We start from the raw sequence: 21398 nt of genomic DNA, 5'->3' as shown, positions 1-21398 counted from the left end.
CAATCGATCCGAAAAAAAGGCCGGCAGGGTTTCCCCCGCCGGCCTGCCTCACCCGCCCGTAGCCGGTTCCCCGTATCAGAACGACCCCCGTCTGAAAGGAACCGGCTGTATTGCCACTACCGGTTACCGCCGAGCGCCGAGGCAAGGCGCACAAGCGAAAGGAACTCGGACCTGTACCCAAACGGGTCGGCTCCTCGGGCGGCGGTGGCAATCTCCATGATCTTGTCGTAGCCGAACTTCGCGGTCGCATCCTCGTCGCGCAGCTTCTGGCCGAAGGCGGCGACAGCGACGGAGAAACGCTGGTCGGTGCTGGCCTGGTCGAAGGACGCGACCTCGTTGGCCGACGTCACCGGCGTGGTGATCAGCTTCGAGACGTCTTCGTTCGGCAGCTTGTAGCGGATTTTCACGAAGGCATATTCGTCGGCGTTGGCGACGCCGCCATTGTCGACCGCGGCCTGGCCGTAGCGCAGCGGATCCATCTGCTCGCCGCCACTGCCCTTCGGCGTGATCTCGTAGATGGCCGTCACCGAATGACCGGAGCCGATATCGCCGGCATCGACGCGGTCATTGTTGAAGTCCTCGCGGTTCAAGGCGCGGGTTTCATAGCCGATCAGCCGGTACTCCGAGACCTTGTCCGGATTGAACTCGACCTGGATCTTGACGTCCTTGGCGATGGTGAACAGCGTCGATGAGGCATCCTCGACCAGAACCTTCTCGGCCTCGGCCAGCGTGTCGACATAGGCGGCGGTGCCGTTGCCGTTCTGGGCGATGGTCTGCATCATCTGGTCGTTCAGATTGCCGCGGCCGAAGCCGAATACCGACAGGAACACGCCGGTCCTGCGCTCCTGCTCGATCAGCCGCTTCAGATCGTCGTCATCGGTCTGGCCGACATTGAAGTCGCCGTCCGTGGCCAGCATCACACGGTTGATGCCGTCCTTGACGAAGGACTGCTGGGCAAGCCTGTAGGCTTCCTTGATGCCCGCCTCGCCGGCCGTCGAGCCGCCGGGCGACAGATTGTCGATGGCGTTGAGGATCTTGTCCTTCTCGGTGACCTTGGTCGGCATCAGCACGGTGCCGGCGTCACCGGCATAGGTGACGATCGAGATGGTGTCGTCCGCCTTGAGCTTGCTGACCAGCAGCCGGAAAGCCGACTTGAGCAGTGGCAGCTTGTCAGGCTCGTCCATCGAACCCGAGACGTCGATCAGGAACACCAGATTGGCCTTGGGCTGCTCGACCGGCTTGATGTCGAAGCCCTTGATGGCGACGTGCATCAGCTTGGTGTGCCCGTTCCACGGCGTCGGCATGACGCTGACGGTCGAGTTGAACGGCGTCGAAGCCGAGTCCGGACCCTTCCAGTCATAGGGGAAGTAATTGACCATCTCCTCGACGCGGACCGTATCGGCCTGCGGCAGGTAGCCCTGCTTCAGCGAGCCGCGGACGAAGGAATAGGAAGCCGTGTCGACGTCGATCGAGAAGGTCGAGACCGGATCCTGAAGGGCTGCATGCACCGGATTGGTCTTGAAATCCTCGACGCGGTCTCGGTTTGGCTCCTGCGGCGCAATCTGGTCGGCCGGCATCGTCGAAGGCTGTGCCAGGTACTTGGATTCGGTCGCGCCGGCCATGCGGTTGACCCGCGCGCCGCCGGCCGGAGCAGCACTGCCGTCAAGCGAAAACTCGCGGCTCTCAACTGGCGCAGGCTCGGCCAACACGCCGCGTCCCAGCGCATCCTGCTGCGCCGGGGCGACAGCAACGGTCGATTCGGGCTTCGGCGGCGCGGGTGGCGTAAGCGGCGTAGTGGTGTCGCGGCTTCGCACATCGGCGTCGGCCTTCTTGTCGCCTTCAGGCGCCTGCTTTTCTTTTACCGGCGCGTTGATCGCCGGCCCATCGGTTGCCGGTTTGTCGGCCAGCGTCTCGGTGATCTTCTCGTCGCCGCCGAACGGCAACGGCTGTTCCCTCAGCATATGGAAGGTGGCGTATCCGGCGATCGGCAGGGCGACGAGCCCGGCAATGGCCGGCGTGGCGATGAGTTTCTTTTGCATGATCTCGCTCCAGAGCTTTTGTGCTCGCTCTGTGAGACGAAGCCCGCCGACCGATCCTTGGGTGACGGCAGAAATATTTTCCTGATCATAGGCGCTCATGGCGGCTTCGAAGGCGCGTGCCTTCGCGCTTTCGCCCGGCGCCGGTACTGCTGCGTCGCGCAGCCTGTTGAGTTCGTTGTCGTCGACCATGGTCACACTTCCCCGGCTGAACGCATCAACGTCTTCAGCCGTTTCTTCGCTTCATGGATGTGCCAGGAAACCGTCGTCTCCGAGATTGCCATCGCCTCGGCGGCGGCCGCGTGGCTCAAACCTTCGCCATAGACCAGAAGTACTGCATCGCGCTGCTTGTCCGGCAATTGCCGCACCGCTGCCCAGAGCGCCTCAGTGGGATCTTCAGGCTCGGCGGATGCCTCTCCCGAAATCATGCTGTAGGCGCCGAAAGCCTCGGTCTTGACGTTTTCGCGCGTCGTCTTGCGCATCATGTCGCGCGCCGCGTTCAGCGTCACGGAATAGAGCCATGTCGTAAACGCGCCGCCGCCGCGATAGTCGCGGATCGCCTTGCCGAGACGGACACAGACCTCCTGGGCGATGTCTTCGGCATCGGCCTTCTTTCCGCACCAGCGATAGGCGGCGCGATAGACGAAGTCGTAGTGCCGCTCCAGCAATTTGCCGAAGGCACCCCTGTCTCCGCCCTTCGCCCGCCCGATCAATTCGGCGTCGGAGGCTTCGCTTTCATCCAGCATCATCGCCATCATTTGCCTGTTGGACGAAGGCTAATGGCCAATCCTTGGGGTTATGGAAAGATTTTTTTCCGAGGCGACGGATGCACGCGCAACAGGTGCGCTGAGATTCAGGTCAGGCCGAGCCGAAAACGATGGATTTCGAGAACCGGAGCGAAGCGTACTTTTGGTACGCGAGCACCGGAAGCACAGAAGCCGTCGTTTGCAGGCCGGCCTCACCTGAATATCAGCACACCTGGCCCGAGGCCCAGCCGGACGACCAAGCCCACTGAAAATTATAGCCGCCCAGCCAGCCCGTGACATCGACGACTTCGCCGATGAAAAACAGCCCCGGCACGGATTTCGCCTGCATCGTCTTCTGATCGAGCCCGTTGGTATCGACACCGCCAAGCGTCACTTCCGCCGTGCGGTAACCCTCGGAGCCGGCCGGCTTGATGCGCCAGTCGTTGACGGCGGCTTCGACGGTTTTCATTTGCAGGTCTGTCAAATCAGCGAGATTGCCATCGATCCCACTGCGCTCGGCGACTGCTTGCGCAAGGCGCTTCGGCAAATGGTTTGCAAGCACCGTCTGCACCGCTTGCCTGCCGTTGACGCGCCGGGCGGCGCGAAGCAGTTCCGCCACATTCCTCCCCGGCAGCATGGCGATGCGGATCTCGTCGCCCTCGCGCCAATAGGACGATATTTGCAGGATGGAAGGCCCGCTCAAGCCGCGATGCGTAAACAGCATCGCTTCTGAAAACCGCGTCTTGCCGCAGGCGACTTCGGCATCGACGGCATTGCCGGCCAAAGGCGCCAGCCGCTCCAGCGTTCTTGCGTCGAAGGTAAGCGGCACCAGCGCCGGCCGTGTTTCCACCACCGCAAGGCCGAATTGCGCAGCAAGCTCGTAGCCGAAACCGGACGCGCCCATTTTGGGGATCGACTTGCCCCCGCAAGCCACGACCAGAGAATTGCAGGCGACGCTGCCAGTGGAGAGCGTCAGCACAAAACCGTCCGCGGCCTTGCTGACGTTCCTCACCTCGGTCGACAGCGCAAGTTCCACGCCCCCACCCTGCATTTCGGAGACCAGCATGTCGATGATCAGCCGCGCCGAGCCATCGCAAAACAGCTGTCCCAGCGTCTTCTCGTGATAGGCGACGCCGTGGCGTTCGACGAGCCCGATGAAATCGCGCTGCGTGTAGCGGCTGAGCGCCGAAATGCAGAAATGCGGATTGCCCGAGATGAAATTCTTCGGGCTCGCATGGATGTTGGTGAAATTGCAGCGGCCGCCGCCGGAGATGCGGATCTTCTCGCCGGGCTTTGTCGCGTGATCGAGCACCAGGACCGAGCGGCCGCGCTTGCCCGCCTCGATGGCGCACATCATTCCGGCCGCACCGGCGCCGATCACCACGACATCATAGGATTGCATCAGGCTGTTCGTTCCCGCTCGACTGGCGCTGTTTTAACAGGCCGCGCCAATCGTGCAGTCTCTACCCGTTCGTTGCGACTTCAGGCAACGCCTCGTTAGATCAGCGTCTCGGCGAACAGCGTCGTCAGTCGCTTCCAGTGGCGCTCGGCGCCGGCCGCGTTGAAGACGCTGTGGTCCGACACGCACCAGCCATGCGCCATGCCGGCATAGTTTTCGATGACGTGGTCGACTTCCGCCACGCGCAGCGCCTCGGCCAGTCGAGCCGACTGCTCCGGCGGAAAGCTGCGGTCCACCCCAGACGTTCCGACATAGACCCGCGCCTTGATCATTGCAGCCTTGCGGTGCGGACTGTCGGCGGCATCGCTGGCCAGATTGCCGCCATGGAAGCTTGCCGCCGCCACGATGCGATCGGGATAGGTTGCAGCCGCATTCAAGGCCCGCGCCCCGCCCATGCAGTAACCGACGACACCGACCGGTCCGGTGACACCTTCAGCGGTAAGCGTGTCGAGGAACGCCCTGCTGTCGCGGATGGTCATGTGCTGTGTCGTGCCGTGGACCAACGCCGTCAGCGCGACCTTGGTCTCCTCCACGACGAAAGCGGTCTTGGGCTCGAACGGCCCGTAGGGTGCGTTGCGATAGAAGATCCGGCACCAGCACCGCACAGCCCTCGCCAGCCAGCCGCTCCGCCATTGCGTCGAGCGCCGGTGGCGGACCGAAGGCGTCCATATAGAGAATGACACCGGCCCTGGACGGGGAAGCGGTCGCCGAACGGAACAGCCCGGCTTTCGCTACGCCGTCCTCGGTTTTTATCTCAATGTCCTGCTTCGCCATGGCGCGCCCCGTTGATTGTCGTGCGATACATATAAGCAGGCATTGTCAGGGCAAGCCGTCCCCTGACAATCCCGTTCAACACTTTGTGCGGGCTTTCGACCCGGCTACAGGCCGGCAAACGCCGTCATGTGAAAGGCCTGAACCTCAGGCGGATAGCGATGGGCCGTGCCATACGGACAGGCGTTGCGGTCGAGGCAGCCGCCGCCGCGGCATGGTTCGCCCTTCGATCCCCGCACATGCGCCAGGCAAGCCTGATGAGCGAAACCATCCGCGGAATAGGCGTCAACCGGACAGGATTTCAGGCAAGGTTTTGCCACACAGGCGTCGCAAAGGTGAATCGATGCGTGAGCTTCTGGAGCCGCGATCTCGTCTTCGAACAGCAGAGCGCCGCGATAGGCATGCCAGAGCCCGTATTGAGGATGCATGAGGATGCCGAGCGGCGACGGTTTCAGCCCCTCCGCCCGCATCGCCCATTGCTGGAACGGCAGATAAGGTCTGTCCGAAGGCGAAACGCCGCGCGCGCCGAATTTTTCCGCCACCGCGCCGATCACTTCGCGCGACCAAGTGTCGAGCGAATTAGCATTGGTTTGCGGTTGCCGGTCGCGCCAGCGCAGGAAATGCGGCCAGGGTGCCGCTCCCGCCTGCCCGACCAATAGCACGGATTTGGCAGGGGCGGCTGAAGGGCCATGCGGCGGCGTTTCGCTTGTTGCGAAATTGAAGCCGCCGCGCAGGATGAGGCCGTCGGCGGAAAGCGCGGCCGCTATCTCGTCAGCCCGGCGCCGCGCAATCATCCCTTCTTGTCCGGGTCGGAGAAAGCGCTCCGCCAGACTTCCTTGTGGATGATGTTGGCGACTTTAGCCCCGCCTGACTCGGGCTCCTTTCAGGTGAAGGCGTCAGCCATCGACGCCTTCTTCGTCGCGATGTAGTCCTTCAGCCCGTCGTCGATTCCCGGATCGAGATACGGCGCCTCGTAGGTCTCCAGCCAGCGGCGGGCGAGTTCGTTGGCGCGCTGCGGCGCTGTTTTCTCCCCCTCGGCCAGCCACTGCTCGTAGGAATTGTTGTCGGCGATGCTGGAGCGATAGAAGGCGGTCTGGAAATTCGCCTGCGTGTGGTCGCAGCCGAGATAGTGGCTGCCTGGGCCGACCTGGCGGATGGCGTCCATCGCCTGGCCGTTTTCCGACAGGTCGACGCCTTCGGAAAACTTTTGCGTCATGCCGAGCTGGTCGATGTCCATCATGAATTTCTCGTAGCAGGACGCCAGTCCGCCTTCGAGCCAGCCGGCCGAATGCAGGACGAAATTGGTGCCGGCAAGAATGGTCGAGTTGAGCGTGTTGGCGCTCTCGTAGGCGGCCTGCGCATCCGGAACCTTGGAGGCGCAGAGCGAGCCGCCGGTGCGGAACGGCAGACCGAGCCGGCGGGCAAGCTGTGCGGCGCCGTAGGAAACCAGCGACGGCTCCGGTGTGCCGAAGGTCGGCGCACCAGACTGCATGGAGATCGACGAGGCGAAGGTGCCGAACAGCACCGGCGCGCCGGGACGGATCAACTGCGTGAAAGAGGCGCCGGCCAGCACCTCTGCCAGAACCTGCGTCAGCGTGCCGGCCACCGTGACCGGGCTCATCGCGCCGGCAAGGATGAACGGCGTGACGATGCAAGCCTGGTTGTGACGCGAATAAACCTTCAGCGCGCCCAGCATGGTTTCGTCGAACACCATCGGCGAATTGGCGTTGATCAGGCTGGTCAGCACGGTGTTGTTTTCGACGAAATCGTCGCCGAACACGATCTTGGCCATGGCGACGGTGTCTTCGGCCCGCTCTGGCGCCGTCACCGAACCCATGAACGGTTTGTCCGAATATTTGATGTGGCTGTAGATCATGTCGAGATGGCGTTTGTTGACCGGCACGTCGACCGGCTCGCAAACCGTGCCGCCCGAATGGTGAATCGACGGCGCCATATAGGCGAGCTTCACGAAATTCCGGAAATCCTCGATCGTCGCGTAGCGCCTGACACCGTCGAGATCGCGCACGAAGGGCGGACCATAGACCGGCGCGAAGACCGTGGCGTTGCCGCCGATCTGCACCGAACGTTCGGCGTTGCGCGCATGCTGGGTGTAGATGGGCGGCGCGGTCTTCAGCAGCGAGCGGCAGAGGCCCTTGGGAAAATGCACGCGCTCGCCCTTGACGTCGGCGCCCGCCTCTTTCCAAAGCTGCAGCGCCTCGGCGTCGTCGCGAAAGATGATGCCGATCTCTTCCAGCACCGTATCGGTGTTGTTTTCGATAATCGCCAGGCCTTCCTCGTTGAGGACCTCATAGATGTTGATCTTGCGCTTGATATAGGTGAGCTGGGTGCCCGGTCCGCCGCCCGAGCGCGCCGCCCGCCTTGCAGCCGCGCCGCCGCTGGCAGCACGTCCACGTCGCGCATTGGACGCTTCCTGGTCGACTGACGCGTTTTCACTCATGATCGTTTTTCCCTAAAAACCGTTTGCGGCCGCGTAGGCGGCTTCTCGCCCGGATCGTAGCCATGCACCCTATTCGAAACGGCCCGCCAGCGCCAACGCCTGTCGCAAAATCGACAAGAATTCCAATGGATTTGCGGTCGCTTTCCTTTTGCGGGAAGTCGCAAATCAGCTATGGATACCTGCCCCCGCCGGGTTAGGTATTGACGCGATTATTTTAAGCCGCCGTGATCGCATCCGCGCGGCAAGGAGCCCGAGAAAAATGGCCGACGACGAGATCATCCTCTCCGAGCTTTCCGACGACGAGTTGGTGCAGCAGATGCACGACGATCTCTATGACGGACTGAAGGAAGAGATCGAGGAAGGCACCAACATCCTGCTCGAGCGCGGCTGGGTGCCCTACAAGGTGCTGACCGAAGCTCTGGTCGAAGGCATGCGCATCGTCGGCGAGGACTTTCGCGACGGCATCCTGTTCGTTCCCGAGGTGCTGCTGTCGGCCAACGCGATGAAAGCCGGCATGTTCATCCTGCGCCCACTGCTGGCCGCCACCGGCGCGCCGAAGCAGGGCAAGATGGTGATCGGCACCGTCAAGGGCGACATCCACGACATCGGCAAGAACCTCGTCGGTATGATGATGGAAGGTGCCGGCTTCGACGTCATCGATCTCGGCATCAACAATGCGGTGGAAAAATACCTCGACGCCATCGAGCAGCACCAGCCCGACATTATCGGCATGTCGGCGCTTTTGACCACGACCATGCCTTACATGAAGGTCGTCATCGACACGATGAAGGAAAAGGGCATCCGCGACGACTATGTCGTCCTGGTCGGCGGCGCGCCGCTAAACGAGGAATTCGGCAAGGCCGTCGGCGCCGATGCCTATTGCCGCGACGCGGCTGTGGCGGTCGAGACCGCCAAGGACTTCATGAAGCGCAAGCATAACGTGCGCGCTTCAGCCTGATCTGTTACGCAAGGCGTCTGGGCCACAATCGAAAGCCGCGCCTTGCAGCGCGGCTTTTTTGTTCCAGCTATTGGAACGGATGGCTGCGTCAGGGTTTGGTGACGGTGTCGTCGACGGCTTTCGCAGTCGATTTGATATCCCGGCCGACACCACGGACGGTGTTGGCACAGGCCGTAAGCGCCAGGATGCAGGCAAGGATTGCAATCGGCGCAACGCGTAACAGTTTCATGGACGGTTTATCCCTCTCTCGATAGATTCGCCCCACAGCAACGAAGGCCGCTTCGACCAGGTTCCATGGCCAGAATGCAAAAAACGAAACCGAATCAGGACGACAGGCTGCTGGTCATCGCCTGCGGAATGATTGCGCGCGAAGTTTTGGCCGTCAAGGAGCAGCTCAAGCTCGACCATCTCGACCTGACCTGCCTGCCGGCGGAGTTCCATTTCTACCCCGACCGCATCGCACCGGCGATGGACAAGGCGATCGAAAAGGCCAAGGCGGAAGGCTATAGCAACATCTTCGTTGGCTATGCCGATTGCGGTACCGGCGGCATGCTCGACCAGGTCCTGGAGAAGCACGGCGTCGAGCGCATGGCCGGGCCGCACTGCTTTGCCTTCTACCAGGGCATGGACGCCTATGCGAAGGTCGCCGACGACGACATGATGTCGTTCTACATGACCGATTTCCTGTGCCGCCAGTTCGACGCCTTCTTCATGAAGCCGCTCGGCCTCGACAAGCACCCGGAGCTGATCAAGGACTATTTCGGCAACTACCAGAAGCTGATCTACATCGCCCAGACCGACGATCCGGAACTCGACAAGGTCGCCGAGAAGGCCGCGAAGATGCTTGGCCTCGCCTATGAGCGCCGCTCGACGGGCTATGGCGACCTGACGGCCGGACTGGCGCAGGCCGCCGCCCACGCCTGAAGCGGTTCTTGAGCCGGGACGCTGTCGAGAACAGATGACAGGCCGCCGCGAATGGTTAAGTTGTGAGCCAAAAGCAAACAGGCTGATTCAGCCATCCGAACACGGAACGTCCCGATGACCCCTCGCGTCCTGCTTGCCGCCCTTGGCCTCCTCTGCCTCGTCTTGCCCGCTCGCGCCGACGGCGAGGTGCAGAAGATCATCACGCCTGCCGACAAGGTTCGCCTCGACAAATATGGCGAGACCCGCAAGGCGGCGCTGGCCGAGGCAAAAGCGGGAGACCCGGCTGAGGTCAGCCAACTCTACGCGCTGCTGGCAAAGCCGATAGTGGCCTTTTCCGACAAGGACCTGAGCGGCAACTGGCAATGCCGAACCATCAAGGTGGGCCTGACCGGCCCGCTGGTCATCTATGGCTGGTTCAAGTGCAAGGTCACGGACGATGGCTCCGGCTGGCAGCTGGAAAAGGTCAGCGGCTCGCAACGCACCAAGGGCCGTTTCTTCGACGATAGCGAAAAACGCGCGATCTATCTCGGCTCCGGCTATGTCAATGACAACAAGCCAAAACCCTATGGCAGCGGCCCGGAAAGCGACCAGGTCGGCTATGCCTTCCGCACCAGCGCCAACGAATGGCGCATCGAATTCCCGGCGCCCTACTACGAATCGAAACTCGACATCATCGAGTTCAAGCGCTGATCCGTTGGTCTCTCGCTGGCCGGGCGGTCATCAAGATTTAACCTCGCCCGGCACAGAATTGAGCCGGGCAGCGCACGGCAAATGGTTGCGCGCCGGCAAGAAAGCGCGCCATGGCATCAGCGGTTGAAAAAAGTGCTGCGATCGTCATCGTCACCGAAGGCGGGCCGCACATCTGGGCCATCGTCAACGCCATCGCCGACCAGCTCGACCCTATCAGCGTCATCCTCGAAAGCCCTGAATCCAAAAAACAATTGCTGCTCGGCCGGGCGCGCCGCCAGGGCTGGTTTTCGGCCATCGGTCAACTCGGCACGATGGTGTTGACGAGGCTCGGCAAGCGCTTCTTCGCTGGCCACGCAGAGCGGCTCATCGCCGATCAGAAGCTTGAGACCGAGCCGAAGCCGGGACAAAAGATCATCCACGTCTCCTCCGCCAACGCAGCCGATTGCCTGCAGGCGATCGCCGACATCCGCCCGGGCGTGGTGCTGCTCGCCGGCTGCCGGCTCTTGTCCCGGCAGACGCTGGCGCAAATGCCCTGCCCGGTGCTCAACTACCACGCCGGCATCGCGCCGAAATACCGCGGCATGAATGGCGGCTACTGGGCGCTGGCCTGCGGCGATCTCCAGAATTTCGGCACCACCGTGCATCTGGTCGACGCCCGCGGCGCCAACCGCGGCGGGTTGTAACAGGCGCGCGGCAAGCCGGAGCCCGGCGACACTATTTCGAGCTATGCGTTGCGCCAGGCGGCGTTCTCGCGTGACATCTGCGTCGAGGCGGTCCGCGGTGCCTTGGACGGCAAGCTTGTCACGATCGACCCCGGCCTGCCGTCGAAACAATGGTACCATCCGACGATCTGGTTCTATCTCTGGACCGGCCTGACCAAGCGGGTTTGGTAGCCAGCCTTCCCTCGGAATCTCGCCTTTCTTTTTGCGACGTCCAATAGCGTCGCTTTTGAATGCGCGCGCGTCGTCCCATAACAAGCAGCCCCACTGCGCATCCGGCAATGCTCGCACCTGCTGGACAAAGTGGTGGAGCGTCGTTTCCCTCATGGACGCACGGCGCTCTACAGGGAGTGAGAGAATTCATGGCCGATCTGATCGTCGTCTATTGGCGCGACATCCCCGCCCAGGTCATCGTCAAGAAGGGCCGGCAGAACGCCAAGCGCGAACTGCCGCTGCGCTTCACCGAGGCGATCGATATGTGCGCCATGCGCACCGGCGCCGGCGGCACCGACGATTACCTCGCCGAATGGCGCAAGGCCGATCCGATCCCGGTCGGCGACGACCTCGAAGCCGAGGTCGAGAAGGCATTCAGCGACATCGACGCGAAATACGACCGCGAGCGGCTGGTCGCTCTGGTCAAGGCGGGCGGGAAAGAAAATGTCTGACACGACTCCCGGCAAAGGGGGCCCGGCGGTGACCCAGGCCACGCAGGTCAAGAAGGCAGCGCCGAAATCCGACTACAAGCCGGCCGACGTATCGCCGCAGCGGCGCGTGCAGCGCTCGTTTGCGATCAGGCTGTGGTCGATCCGCCATTCGCGATTGCTCGAATGGTTCTACTCCAGATTCGCAGACATGTTCCTGCTGCTCCATCCGCTGTGGAAAGGCCTTGGCTACGGCCGCGTCGAAGCGCCGATCAAGTTCGTTGAAAAACGCGTAAAAGGCTTCATGTTCGACTGCCGCATGTGCGGTCAGTGCATATTGTCCTCGACCGGCATGTCGTGCCCGATGAACTGCCCCAAGCAGCTGCGCAACGGCCCGTGTGGCGGCGTGCGCGCCAACGGCAATTGCGAGGTCGAGCCCGACATGCCTTGCGTCTGGGTCAAGGCCTGGGAAGGTTCGCGGAACATGGAGCATGGCGACACGATCCTGACCGTTCAGAAGCCGGTCGACCAGTCGCTGCGCGAAACCTCGGCCTGGCTGCGGGTGACGGCGCAGTCGGCAGCGGCCCGTGAAGCCGCTGCCAAAGCCAATACCGGAGCGGGCGCGTGATCGGCCGTCAGCGCGATGAAAACCCGGCCGGCATCCATCTGCCGCTAGATCCCCAGCCCGGCCACTCCTCGCGTGGCCGACTGGAGCGCGTGCTGCGACGCGGCGAATTCGCCGTCACCACCGAGCTCAACCCGCCCGACAGCGCCGATCCCGAAGACGTCTACAACAGGGCGAAAATCTTCGACGGCTGGGTCGACGCCATCAATGCCGTCGATGCCTCCGGCGCCAACTGCCACATGTCGTCGGTCGGCATCTGCGCGCTTTTGACCCGCATGGGCTATGCCCCGATCATGCAGATCGCCTGCCGCGACAGGAACCGCATCGCCATCCAGGGCGACGTGCTGGGCGGTGCCGCAATGGGGGTCGCCAACATGCTGTGCCTCACCGGCGACGGCGTCCAGGCCGGCGACCAGCCCGGCGCCAAGCCTGTCTTCGACCTCGATTCCATGTCGTTGCTGGAAACCTGCCGCATTATGCGCGACAACGGCAAGTTCCTGTCCGGCCGCAAGTTGACGACGCCGCCGCAAATTTTCCTCGGCGCCGCCGTCAACCCCTTCGCGCCACCCTTCGATTTCCGCCCGATCCATCTCGGCAAAAAGATCGCCGCCGGCGCGCAGTTCGTGCAGACGCAGTATTGCTTCGACGTGCCGATGTTCAGAACCTTCATGCAGAGGGCGCGGGACCTAGGGCATACGGAAAAAGTTTTCATCCTGTGCGGCGTCGGCCCGCTGGCTTCGGCCAAGACGGCCAAATGGATCCGCTCCAACGTGCCCGGGATCCATATTCCCGATGCCATCATCAAGCGGCTGGAAGGCGCCCAGGACCAGAAGAAGGAAGGCAAGCAGCTCTGCACCGACATCATCAACGAGGTGAAGGAAATTCCTGGCGTCTCCGGCATCCATGTGATGGCGTACCGCCAGGAGGAATATGTCGCCGAGATCGTCGATGAATCGGGCGTGCTGAAAGGCCGCCAGCCCTGGAAACGCGAGATCCGCCACGACGATCAGATGGTCGCCGACCGGCTCGAGAGCATACTGCACGACGACATTACCGAAACGCAGGTGGATATGGTGAAGACCGCGCACTGACGGCGCGGACGGCCAGCCATTTGCTTGAATGAAACTAGACAACGATATAAAGAAATCTTTATATCAGGCGGAGAGACTTCATGACCCGGACCATCGTCGCCTCGGCGACACGAGAGATCATCATCGGCTTCGACCAGCCTTTCTGCGTCATCGGCGAGCGCATCAACCCGACCGGCCGCAAGAAGCTGGCCGCCGAGATGATCGCCGGCAATTTCGAGACCGTCATCAAGGATGCGCTGCAACAGGCCGCCTGCGGCGCCACCATGCTCGACGTCAATGCCGGCGTCACCTCCGTTAATCCGAACGAAACCGAACCCGGCCTGCTCGTGCAGACGCTGGAGATCGTCCAGGGCCTGGTCGACCTGCCGCTGTCGATCGACTCGTCGGTGACCGCCGCCATCGAGGCAGCGCTCAAGGTCGCCAAGGGCCGCCCGCTGGTCAACTCCGTGACCGGCGAAGAGGAAAAGCTCGAAGCCATCCTGCCGCTGGTCAAGAAGTACAACGTTCCAGTCGTCGCCATCTCCAACGACGAGACCGGCATTTCGATGGATCCGGATGTGCGCTTTGCCGTCGCCAAAAAGATCGTGCAGCGCTGCGCCGATTTCGGCATTCCGGCGCATGACGTCGTCGTCGACCCACTGGTGATGCCGATCGGCGCGCTGGGCGATGCCGGCCGCCAGGTCTTCGCGCTGTTGCGCCGCCTGCGTGAAGAGCTCAAGGTCAACACCACCTGCGGCCTGTCCAACATCTCGTTCGGCCTGCCGCACCGCCACGGCATCAACGCCGCCTTCATCCCGATGGTGATCGGCGCCGGCATGACCTCGGCGATCATGAACCCGGTGCGCCCGCAGGAAATGGAAGCCGTGCGCGGCGCCAATGTGCTCAACGGCACCGACGAGAACTGCACCAACTGGATCAGGACCTACAAGGACTACAAGCCGGCCGAAGGCGGTCAGGCGGTCGCAGCGCCCACCGCGGTTAACGCTCCGGGCGAAGGCGGCGGCAATGGCAATGGCGGTCGCCGTCGCGGCGGCCGTGAAGCCCGCATGGCCAGGGGATAGAGCGAGACAGGACACGGTTTTCTTGACAGATCAAGACCGCACAAGGCCTGAAATGCCGAACTGGCAGGTAATTCTGCGAGTGGCTTTTTGCAGCGTATTTATGCTTTTGGCCGGGTCCTATGCCTTCGGCTATCTGAGTCATGAATACCTCCGGTATTTTGTTCTGTGTATCTACGCCACTGCGTTGCTAATGTTTGTCCTGATCGCATTTCCACTTCTGCTCGGGGCAATTTCCGCAAGGACATTGGACCGGCAAAGACTGGACAATTTCTCCATGTTTTGGCTGCGATGGTATCCGCTGCCGCTCATCGCTTCCTATCTGGCAAGCCTCGCATATGTGAAATCTTTTCCAGTGCCGGCTTAGTCGAGTAATGAAAATATGAACTCGCCTGCAAACATTACCGATCCGCTCGTGCTGTTCATGCCGTCAGGCAAGCGCGGGCGGTTTCCTGTCGGCACGCCGGTGCTCGACGCCGCGCGCCAGCTCGGCGTCTATGTCGAAAGCGTCTGCGGCGGCCGCGCCACCTGTGGGCGCTGCCAGATCGAGGTGCAGGAAGGCAATTTCGCCAAGCACAAGATCGTCTCGTCCAACGACCACATCTCGCCCAAGGGCGCCAAGGAAGAGCGCTACGAGCGCGTCCGCGGCCTGCCCGAGCGGCGCCGCCTCTCCTGCTCGGCGCAGATCCTCGGCGACCTCGTCATCGACGTGCCGCAGGACACGGTCATCAATGCACAGACCATCCGCAAGGATGCCGACACCCGCGTCATCGCCCGCGATTCAGCGATCCGCATGTGCTATGTCGAGATCGAAGAGCCCGACATGCACAAGCCGCTCGGCGATCTCGACCGCCTCAAGATCGCGCTGATGAAGGATTGGGGCTTCAAAAACCTCGAATTTGACTTCTACCTGATGCCGCAGGTGCAGGGCATCTTGCGCAAGGGTAATTGGACCGCCACCGCCGCCATCCACAAGGACGCCGAAAGCGACATCGCCCGCGTCATAGCACTCTGGCCCGGCCTCAAGAACGAAGCCTATGGGCTGGCCTGCGACATCGGCTCGACCACCATCGCCATGCATCTGGTGTCGTTGCTGTCGGGCCGCGTCGCCGCCTCGTCGGGCACGTCGAACCCGCAGATCCGCTTCGGCGAGGATCTGATGAGCCGCGTCTCCTATGTGATGATGAACCCGGACGGCCGCGAAGGCATGACGGTCGCCGTGCGCGAGGCGATCTCGGGCTTAGTCGACAAGGTTTGCGCCGAAGGCAATGTCCAGCGCAACGACATCCTGGACAGCGTCTTTGTCGGCAATCCGATCATGCACCATCTGTTTCTCGGCATCGATCCGACCGAGCTCGGCGGCGCGCCCTTTGCGCTCGCCGTCTCGGGCGCGGTGCGCATCAAGGCCTCCGACATCGGCCTGAAGCTCAACCAGGGCGCGCGCCTCTATATGCTGCCTTGCATCGCCGGCCATGTCGGCGCCGACGCCGCAGCCGTGACGCTGTCGGAAGGTCCGCACCGCCAGGACGAGATGATGCTGATCGTCGACGTCGGCACCAATGCCGAGATCGTGCTCGGCAACCGCGCGCGGGTCGTGGCTGCTTCTTCTCCGACCGGTCCGGCCTTCGAGGGCGCCGAAATCTCCGGCGGCCAGCGCGCCGCGCCCGGCGCCATCGAGCGCGTGCGAATCGATCCCGATACGCTGGAGCCGAAATACCGCGTCATCGGCTCGGAACTGTGGTCCGATGAACCGGGCTTCCTCGACAGCGTGCAGGCGACCGGCGTCACCGGCATTTGCGGCTCCGGCATCATCGAGATCGTGGCCGAGATGTATCTCGCCGGCATCATCTCCGAGGATGGCGTTGTCGATGGCTCCCTGGCCGCCCGCTCCCCACGCGTCACCGCCAATGGCCGCACCTTCTCCTATGTCTTGAAGGAAGGCGAACCCAAGATCACCATCACCCAGACCGACGTGCGCGCCATTCAACTCGCCAAGGCAGCACTCTATGCCGGCACCAAGCTTTTGATGGAAAAGCAGAACACCGAACACGTCGACCGCATCCATTTCGCCGGCGCCTTCGGCTCGTTCATCGATCCGAAATACGCCATGGTGCTCGGCCTGATCCCGGATTGCGACCTCGACAAGGTCTCGGCCGTCGGCAACGCCGCCGGCGCCGGTGCGCGCATGGCCCTGCTCAATCGTGGCTATCGCCGCGAGATCGAGGACACAGTCAGCCACATCGAGAAGATCGAGACGGCACTGGAGCCGAAATTCCAGGAGCATTTCGTCTACGCGATGGCGCTTCCCAACAAGGTCGATCCGTTCCCGAAACTGTCGGCGGCGGTGAAATTGCCGCCACGCAAGACCGTCAGCGAGGATGGCGTCGCCGGCGACGCCGCCCCGCGACGGCGTTCGCGCGAAGGCCATGCCGCCAGGCGCAGCCGGGAATAAGCCGCCTTACGAAGGCCGCCAATTCGCCCAATTTCATTTGTATGCAAATGTTTCCAGATCGCACCGATCTGGAAACGGAAACGCTGTTTTGGCGCAATCCGTCCGATACAGACGTGAAGCATTTAACGGACATCGAATGGCGGACCGGAGTATTCCGCCGCCACAACGCTCCAAAGGAGAATAGAGATGTTCGAGACCCTCGGCCGTTTTCGTGCGGCCATGAAGAATGCACAGGCCGTGCGCGCCATGAACAACCTGCCACCCGAAATCCAGAAGGACATCGGCTGGCCCGTGTCGCCGCGCATCGACGCCCAGACCAACCTGTCGCGTCTGATCCTGGGCTCGGGCCGCTGATGACCTTCGCCGACAAGTGCAAATTGCTAACCAAGCGCCGGGGCCGCCGTGTGGTCCCGGCTGCGACCGACATCAAGCTGCGCGCCGCGCTGCTGCCCCGGCGCTGAGCCGCGCTGCGCAAAGCCGCGGACGTGGCTGATCAAACAACCGTGTTGGCTTGGGCCAGAATCTTGACATTTCGGCTGGAGGTACGATCTTCGAGATAGTGGGGAATTCTCTTAGTCGGCTGCTGCCGAGCTTGTGTATTCGAATGCCCAGTTTCAAAAGCCACCTCGTTTCCTTCATCCTCCGGCACAGCCGCAAGAAGGCATTTGCCAGCCCGGAGAACCTGCAGCGCTGGATCGCCTATGCGCGCAAGACCGAGGATCATCATCCCCCGGCATTGCTGCGGGAGCGGCTCGATATCACCGAGCGCAGCGTCGATGGCTTTCCCGTCTACGAGATTGCGCCGAAGGCGGGCGAACGCAGGCGCATCCTCTACATGCATGGCGGCGCCTATGTCTTCCAGATCACATCCTATCATTGGGGGTTGATCGCCGAGATGGCCGAGCGCTTGGGTTTAGGTATCACCGTGCCGATCTATCCCATTGCGCCGGAGCATGATTTCCACGCCATGTTCGGCATGGTCGGCGACGTCTACCGGCAGATGCTGGATGAGACGGACGCCGAAGACATCGTCTTCATGGGCGATTCCGCGGGCGGCAACATGGCCGTCGTGCTGACCATGATGGCGGCTGAGGAAGGCCTGCCCTTGCCGTCGCGCCACGTGCTGATTTCACCCGGCCTCGACATGTCGCTGTCCAACCCCGAAGTGTTCGAGGCGGAACGCAACGATCCGTGGCTCGGCATTTCCGGCGGGCTGGAAGCGATCCGCATGTACAGTGCCGGCATTGATCGCAGCGACTGGCACATCAGCCCGCTCTATGGCGATCTCTCGGTGCTGCCGAAGACCCTGCTTCTGACCGGCTCGCACGACCTGCTCAGCCCCGACAATCTGATCTTCGCCAAAAAGGCACGCGCTGCCGGCGTCGATATCGACGTCGTCTATGAGGAAGGCATGTTCCACGTCTGGCCGCTGATCGAGATGCCGGAGGCGCGTCGCGCCAGGGACAGCATCGTCACCTTCCTTGAAGGTGAGCCCACCAAGCGGCGCGCCACCACGCGGCGCAGAGCGCGACCCGCTCTCGCGGCGCGCCCCGCCCAAGCAGCGGAATAGCAGAACAATTCCAGGAAAAGTGTAAAACGGTTTTCCCGGGAAATGCGTGTAGCGCTTTCCCTTGGGAATTGCGTCAAAACAAGGAGTTAGAGCGGCTCGCCGTTTCCGTGAAACGGTGAACCGCTCTAGAACTTGCCGGTTTCGCGGAAAAGCTCGAACGTCGCACGGATATGGTCGGCGACGGCCTTGACCGGCGCGCTGGCGTCCGGCGACACCACCATCGCCAGATTGTAGGTGCCGATATCGGGCATGCCGTCCTTCGGGCAAAGCTCGACCATGTCGTTGCCCAGGAACGACTTCGGCAACGGTGCAACCGCGAGATCCGACATGATGGCGGCGCGCTGGCCGGCCGTGTGGGCGCTCATATAGGCGATGCGGTAATTGCGGCCTTCACGGCTCAGCGCATCGAGCGCGCCGGCCCGCCAGGCGCAGCCCTCTTCCCACAGCGACACCGGCAAAGGCTCGCGCAGATGCGCGCTGCCGCCCTTGGCGCCGGCCCAGACGATCGGCTCGGTGAGCAGCACCTCGGCGCCGAGTGCGCTGGTCTTGTAGGAATTGGTCAGCAGCGTGATGTCGAGCGCCCGGTCGTCCATGCGGCGGCGCAGATTGCTGCTCTGGTCGATGGTGACGTCGACGGCAATCGACGGATGCGACTGCGCGAAACGCTTCAGCACATGCGGCAACACGCGCTCGCCATAGTCGTCCGGCGAGCCGAGCCGCACCACGCCGACGATCTCGGGGATGATGAACTTCGACACCACCTCGCGGTTGATCGACAACAGCCGGCGGGCATAACCGAGCAGCATCTCGCCATCCGTGGTCAGCGTCACCGAGCGCGCATCCCGCGCGAAGACAGAGCGCCCGAGAATGTCCTCGAGCTTCTTGATCTGCATGGAGACCGCCGACGGCGTGCGGAACACCGCATTGGCCGCCGTGGTGAAACTGCCGGTCTCGGCAATGGCCACGAAGGTGCGCAAAACGTCGAGATCGAGCAGCGGCAGCGGATGATTGAGTGGGGCGTTCATCGGGATCGACCTTCAATTTTTCTGATGTGAAGCATCATTCCATTTCGTTTGATTGAACATCAGATTGGGAGGATAGTCAACTCCATCGAAGGCGGGACGTGCCATGGCTCCAACGCTCCTGACACGGAATTGCACTCGATGCGGAATATCCAGGCGACGGAACGCGTTCATGCGGGACGTGGCACAACCAAAGGAGAATGAGATGTCTATCCTGTCATCCATCGGTCGGCTTGCGACCGAGTTCAGCGCGGCCCGCGCCCGCTTCCAGACCGAACGTGCGATCCGCTCGCTGCCGATCGAACTGCAGAAGGATATCGGCTGGCCTGAAGCTGCCGACACCAAGACCGGTGCACGCCACGGCGTCGGATCCTAGGCTGGAGCAAAGTAAACCATTGTGTACCTTGTGCTGAAGGCCTGCCGCGCAGACCAGCCCGGCAGGCCTTCTCTATTTTGCCGCGCAGGCTTTCTCCAACTTATTTGCATTCAAATGATTTTCAGAGCCATGTCGCCGCTGCATGGCGTATATGCGTCACTTGCATGGCGCCTCAATGTCGCAGGTAACACGCTGTAAGTAATCGTAAATTTGGGCACCATGCCCAATAATGTCGCAAACGATGTCGCATTTCCATTCAAGCGCTTCGCATTTGCGATTTAGTTTCTGCTCACGCAGGCCTATATCAACGCCAGCAAACGAGCTGCCCCACTCCATCAAGCGAAGGCGACCCGTCTGAGCAACCGATAGGAGATGATGATGAAGCTTTTTGCCCGCCTCTTTGCCCGCCGCGAAATGAACCTGATGACCGCTCTCGAGCGCCAGCGCCTTGCCAATACCATGCCCGGCCAGACCGGTGCCATGAATGCGGTGCGCCTCGGTTTCGTTGCCTGAGATAACGGCTAGCGCTCAGCGCTTCCCTGCCGCTGCCGATAGTCGATAACAGCGCCGCTTCGGTTTGACCGAAGCGGCGTTTCTCCTTTTTGGCACCTATGCCGCCGCCACCATGCCCAATCCGTCGGCAGCCCGTCCCTGTCATCCCGGACGATTGCCCATTTGCGACCCATGTCGCAAATATAGTTTCCGCTTAGCCCCCTAGCCAATTGACAGGAATGGTTTTTCCTGATGTCGCTGTGCTGTTCGCGACATCCTGTTCGCGCCATGGCTGCGTGAGGTTCCCTTGAACGCCGTAAAGCATCCGATCAAGCGATCGTTTGTATTCTTCCTTGTCCCGGACTTCACCATGATCGCCTTTGCGACGGCGCTCGACCCGCTGCGCTCGGCCAACCGCATGCTTGGCTATGAGGCCTATCGCTGGCGCCTCGCCAGCATCGACGGCAAGCCGGTGCGCGCCTCCAATGGCGTCGAATGCGCCGTCAACACCTCGCTCGAGGAAGAGCGCAAGAAGATGGCCGGGCCGGATCGGCCGAACATGGCCATCGTCTGCAGCGGCATGAATGTCGAGCGCTACCAGAACAGGTCGGCCTTCGCCTGGCTGCGCGAGGAATACAACAGAGGCGTCGCCGTCGGCGGCCTGTGCACCGGCGCGCATATCCTTGCCGCCGCCGGCCTGCTCTCCAACAAGCGCTGCGCCATCCATTGGGAAAACCTGCCGGGCTTTTCCGAGGCCTTTCCCAAGGCCAACGTCTTTGCCGACCTCTTCGAGATCGACCAGAACATCTACACCTGCGCCGGCGGCACCGCCGCCCTCGACATGATGCTCAAGCTGATCGGCGACGATTTCGACGACAATCTGGTCAACCGCGTGTGCGAGCAGGTGCTGACCGACCGCGTGCGCAGCCCGACCGACCGCCAGCGCCTGCCGCTGCGCGCGCGCCTGGGCGTGCAGAATTCCAAGGTGCTGACCATCATCGAACTGATGGAAGGCAATCTCTCCGAACCGCTGTCGCTGATCGAGATCGCCGACCATGTCGACCTGTCGCGCCGCCAGATCGAGCGCCTGTTCCGCACCGAGATGGGCAGATCCCCTGCCCGCTACTACCTCGAAATCCGCCTCGACCGCGCCCGGCACCTGCTGATTCAGTCGTCGATGCCGGTGGTCGAGGTGGCGGTCGCCTGCGGCTTCGTCTCGGCCTCGCATTTCTCCAAATGTTACCGCGAACTCTACGCCCGCTCGCCGCAGCAGGAGCGCGTCGACCGCAAGCAATTGCTGGCGGCCTGAG

The 21398-nt window shown here is 62.4% G+C and carries 21 protein-coding genes and 2 pseudogenes; 15 read left to right on the top strand and 8 right to left on the bottom strand.

Translation table 11 applies throughout. The features are described from left to right. Positions 1-116 precede the first annotated feature (116 nt). The 6 genes and pseudogenes from NKI88_RS23380 to NKI88_RS23355 all read right to left on the bottom strand — a co-directional run bounded on the left by NKI88_RS23380 (position 117) and on the right by NKI88_RS23355 (position 7470). A complete protein-coding gene (locus tag NKI88_RS23380) occupies positions 117-2228 on the bottom strand; it encodes a vWA domain-containing protein (protein ID WP_352657550.1) in 2112 nt (703 codons plus the stop codon). Between the two features lie 2 nt (positions 2229-2230). Continuing rightward, positions 2231-2791, bottom strand: coding sequence for an RNA polymerase sigma factor (locus tag NKI88_RS23375; protein ID WP_023696454.1), 561 nt, complete (start codon positions 2789-2791; stop codon positions 2231-2233). 214 nt (positions 2792-3005) lie between these two features. Then, positions 3006-4184, bottom strand: a complete 1179-nt coding sequence (locus NKI88_RS23370; RefSeq protein ID WP_352657548.1) for a BaiN/RdsA family NAD(P)/FAD-dependent oxidoreductase — start codon at positions 4182-4184, stop codon at positions 3006-3008. Between the two features lie 95 nt (positions 4185-4279). Further along, positions 4280-5015, bottom strand: a pseudogene (locus tag NKI88_RS23365) (dienelactone hydrolase family protein). Positions 5016-5119: 104 nt separating this feature from the next. Beyond that, positions 5120-5806, bottom strand: a complete 687-nt coding sequence (locus NKI88_RS23360) for a 4Fe-4S dicluster domain-containing protein (protein WP_352657545.1) — start codon at positions 5804-5806, stop codon at positions 5120-5122. An 89-nt stretch (positions 5807-5895) separates the two neighbouring features. Then, the gene (locus NKI88_RS23355) at positions 5896-7470 is read right to left on the bottom strand and encodes a trimethylamine methyltransferase family protein (protein WP_023670403.1); all 1575 of its coding nucleotides are present in this window, start codon (positions 7468-7470) and stop codon (positions 5896-5898) included. Between the two features lie 259 nt (positions 7471-7729). Between NKI88_RS23355 and NKI88_RS23350 the strand changes: the two genes are divergently transcribed. Next, a complete protein-coding gene (locus NKI88_RS23350) occupies positions 7730-8428 on the top strand; it encodes a cobalamin B12-binding domain-containing protein (RefSeq protein WP_023688118.1) in 699 nt (232 codons plus the stop codon). An 88-nt stretch (positions 8429-8516) separates the two neighbouring features. Here the strand turns inward: NKI88_RS23350 and NKI88_RS23345 are convergent, their stop codons facing one another. After that, entirely contained in the window at positions 8517-8657 is a 141-nt protein-coding gene (locus NKI88_RS23345; protein WP_023688117.1) for an entericidin A/B family lipoprotein, read from the bottom strand. A gap of 65 nt (positions 8658-8722) precedes the next feature. Between NKI88_RS23345 and NKI88_RS23340 the strand changes: the two genes are divergently transcribed. The 11 genes and pseudogenes from NKI88_RS23340 to NKI88_RS23290 all read left to right on the top strand — a co-directional run bounded on the left by NKI88_RS23340 (position 8723) and on the right by NKI88_RS23290 (position 18198). Beyond that, positions 8723-9352, top strand: coding sequence for a DUF1638 domain-containing protein (locus tag NKI88_RS23340; protein WP_352657543.1), 630 nt, complete (start codon positions 8723-8725; stop codon positions 9350-9352). Between the two features lie 114 nt (positions 9353-9466). Next, a complete protein-coding gene (locus NKI88_RS23335; protein ID WP_352657540.1) occupies positions 9467-10042 on the top strand; it encodes a DUF4893 domain-containing protein in 576 nt (191 codons plus the stop codon). Positions 10043-10152: 110 nt separating this feature from the next. After that, a pseudogene (locus NKI88_RS23330) lies at positions 10153-10935 on the top strand (formyl transferase). A gap of 188 nt (positions 10936-11123) precedes the next feature. Next, on the top strand, positions 11124-11426 hold the full coding sequence (locus NKI88_RS23325) for a virulence factor (RefSeq protein WP_023670397.1): 303 nt from the start codon (positions 11124-11126) through the stop codon (positions 11424-11426). After that, positions 11419-12030 (top strand): methylenetetrahydrofolate reductase C-terminal domain-containing protein, encoded by a 612-nt coding sequence (locus NKI88_RS23320; protein ID WP_352657537.1) that lies wholly within the window; start codon positions 11419-11421, stop codon positions 12028-12030. The genes NKI88_RS23325 and NKI88_RS23320 overlap by 8 nt, the downstream gene beginning before the upstream one ends. Beyond that, on the top strand, positions 12027-13118 hold the full coding sequence (locus tag NKI88_RS23315) for a methylenetetrahydrofolate reductase (protein WP_352657534.1): 1092 nt from the start codon (positions 12027-12029) through the stop codon (positions 13116-13118). The genes NKI88_RS23320 and NKI88_RS23315 overlap by 4 nt, the downstream gene beginning before the upstream one ends. Before the next feature lie 80 nt (positions 13119-13198). After that, positions 13199-14179: a methyltetrahydrofolate cobalamin methyltransferase gene (locus tag NKI88_RS23310; protein ID WP_352657532.1), complete on the top strand. Its 981-nt coding sequence runs from the start codon at positions 13199-13201 to the stop codon at positions 14177-14179. Between the two features lie 22 nt (positions 14180-14201). Next, positions 14202-14543 carry a hypothetical protein gene (locus NKI88_RS23305; protein WP_352657530.1) on the top strand — a complete coding sequence of 114 codons (342 nt, stop codon included), beginning with the start codon at positions 14202-14204 and terminating at the stop codon, positions 14541-14543. A 15-nt stretch (positions 14544-14558) separates the two neighbouring features. Further along, positions 14559-16628: an ASKHA domain-containing protein gene (locus NKI88_RS23300; RefSeq protein WP_352657527.1), complete on the top strand. Its 2070-nt coding sequence runs from the start codon at positions 14559-14561 to the stop codon at positions 16626-16628. A gap of 186 nt (positions 16629-16814) precedes the next feature. Continuing rightward, positions 16815-16982 (top strand): hypothetical protein, encoded by a 168-nt coding sequence (locus NKI88_RS23295; RefSeq protein ID WP_196813564.1) that lies wholly within the window; start codon positions 16815-16817, stop codon positions 16980-16982. 250 nt (positions 16983-17232) lie between these two features. Next, a complete protein-coding gene (locus NKI88_RS23290; protein WP_352657524.1) occupies positions 17233-18198 on the top strand; it encodes an alpha/beta hydrolase in 966 nt (321 codons plus the stop codon). Between the two features lie 125 nt (positions 18199-18323). Here NKI88_RS23290 and NKI88_RS23285 read toward each other — a convergent pair whose 3' ends face one another. Then, on the bottom strand, positions 18324-19223 hold the full coding sequence (locus tag NKI88_RS23285) for a LysR substrate-binding domain-containing protein (protein ID WP_023670389.1): 900 nt from the start codon (positions 19221-19223) through the stop codon (positions 18324-18326). Between the two features lie 202 nt (positions 19224-19425). Here NKI88_RS23285 and NKI88_RS23280 point away from each other — a divergent pair, with 202 nt between their 5' ends. The 3 genes from NKI88_RS23280 to NKI88_RS23270 all read left to right on the top strand — a co-directional run bounded on the left by NKI88_RS23280 (position 19426) and on the right by NKI88_RS23270 (position 21397). Then, positions 19426-19596 (top strand): hypothetical protein, encoded by a 171-nt coding sequence (locus NKI88_RS23280; RefSeq protein ID WP_081732309.1) that lies wholly within the window; start codon positions 19426-19428, stop codon positions 19594-19596. A 378-nt stretch (positions 19597-19974) separates the two neighbouring features. Then, the gene (locus NKI88_RS23275) at positions 19975-20109 is read left to right on the top strand and encodes a hypothetical protein (protein WP_352657521.1); all 135 of its coding nucleotides are present in this window, start codon (positions 19975-19977) and stop codon (positions 20107-20109) included. A 349-nt stretch (positions 20110-20458) separates the two neighbouring features. Beyond that, positions 20459-21397: a GlxA family transcriptional regulator gene (locus NKI88_RS23270; RefSeq protein WP_348524244.1), complete on the top strand. Its 939-nt coding sequence runs from the start codon at positions 20459-20461 to the stop codon at positions 21395-21397. Position 21398 lies beyond the last annotated feature (1 nt).

The sequence above is a fragment of the Mesorhizobium sp. M0317 genome (assembly GCF_040321555.1).
Lineage (GTDB): Bacteria > Pseudomonadota > Alphaproteobacteria > Rhizobiales > Rhizobiaceae > Mesorhizobium.
This window is presented reverse-complemented; position numbering and strand designations above follow the sequence as displayed.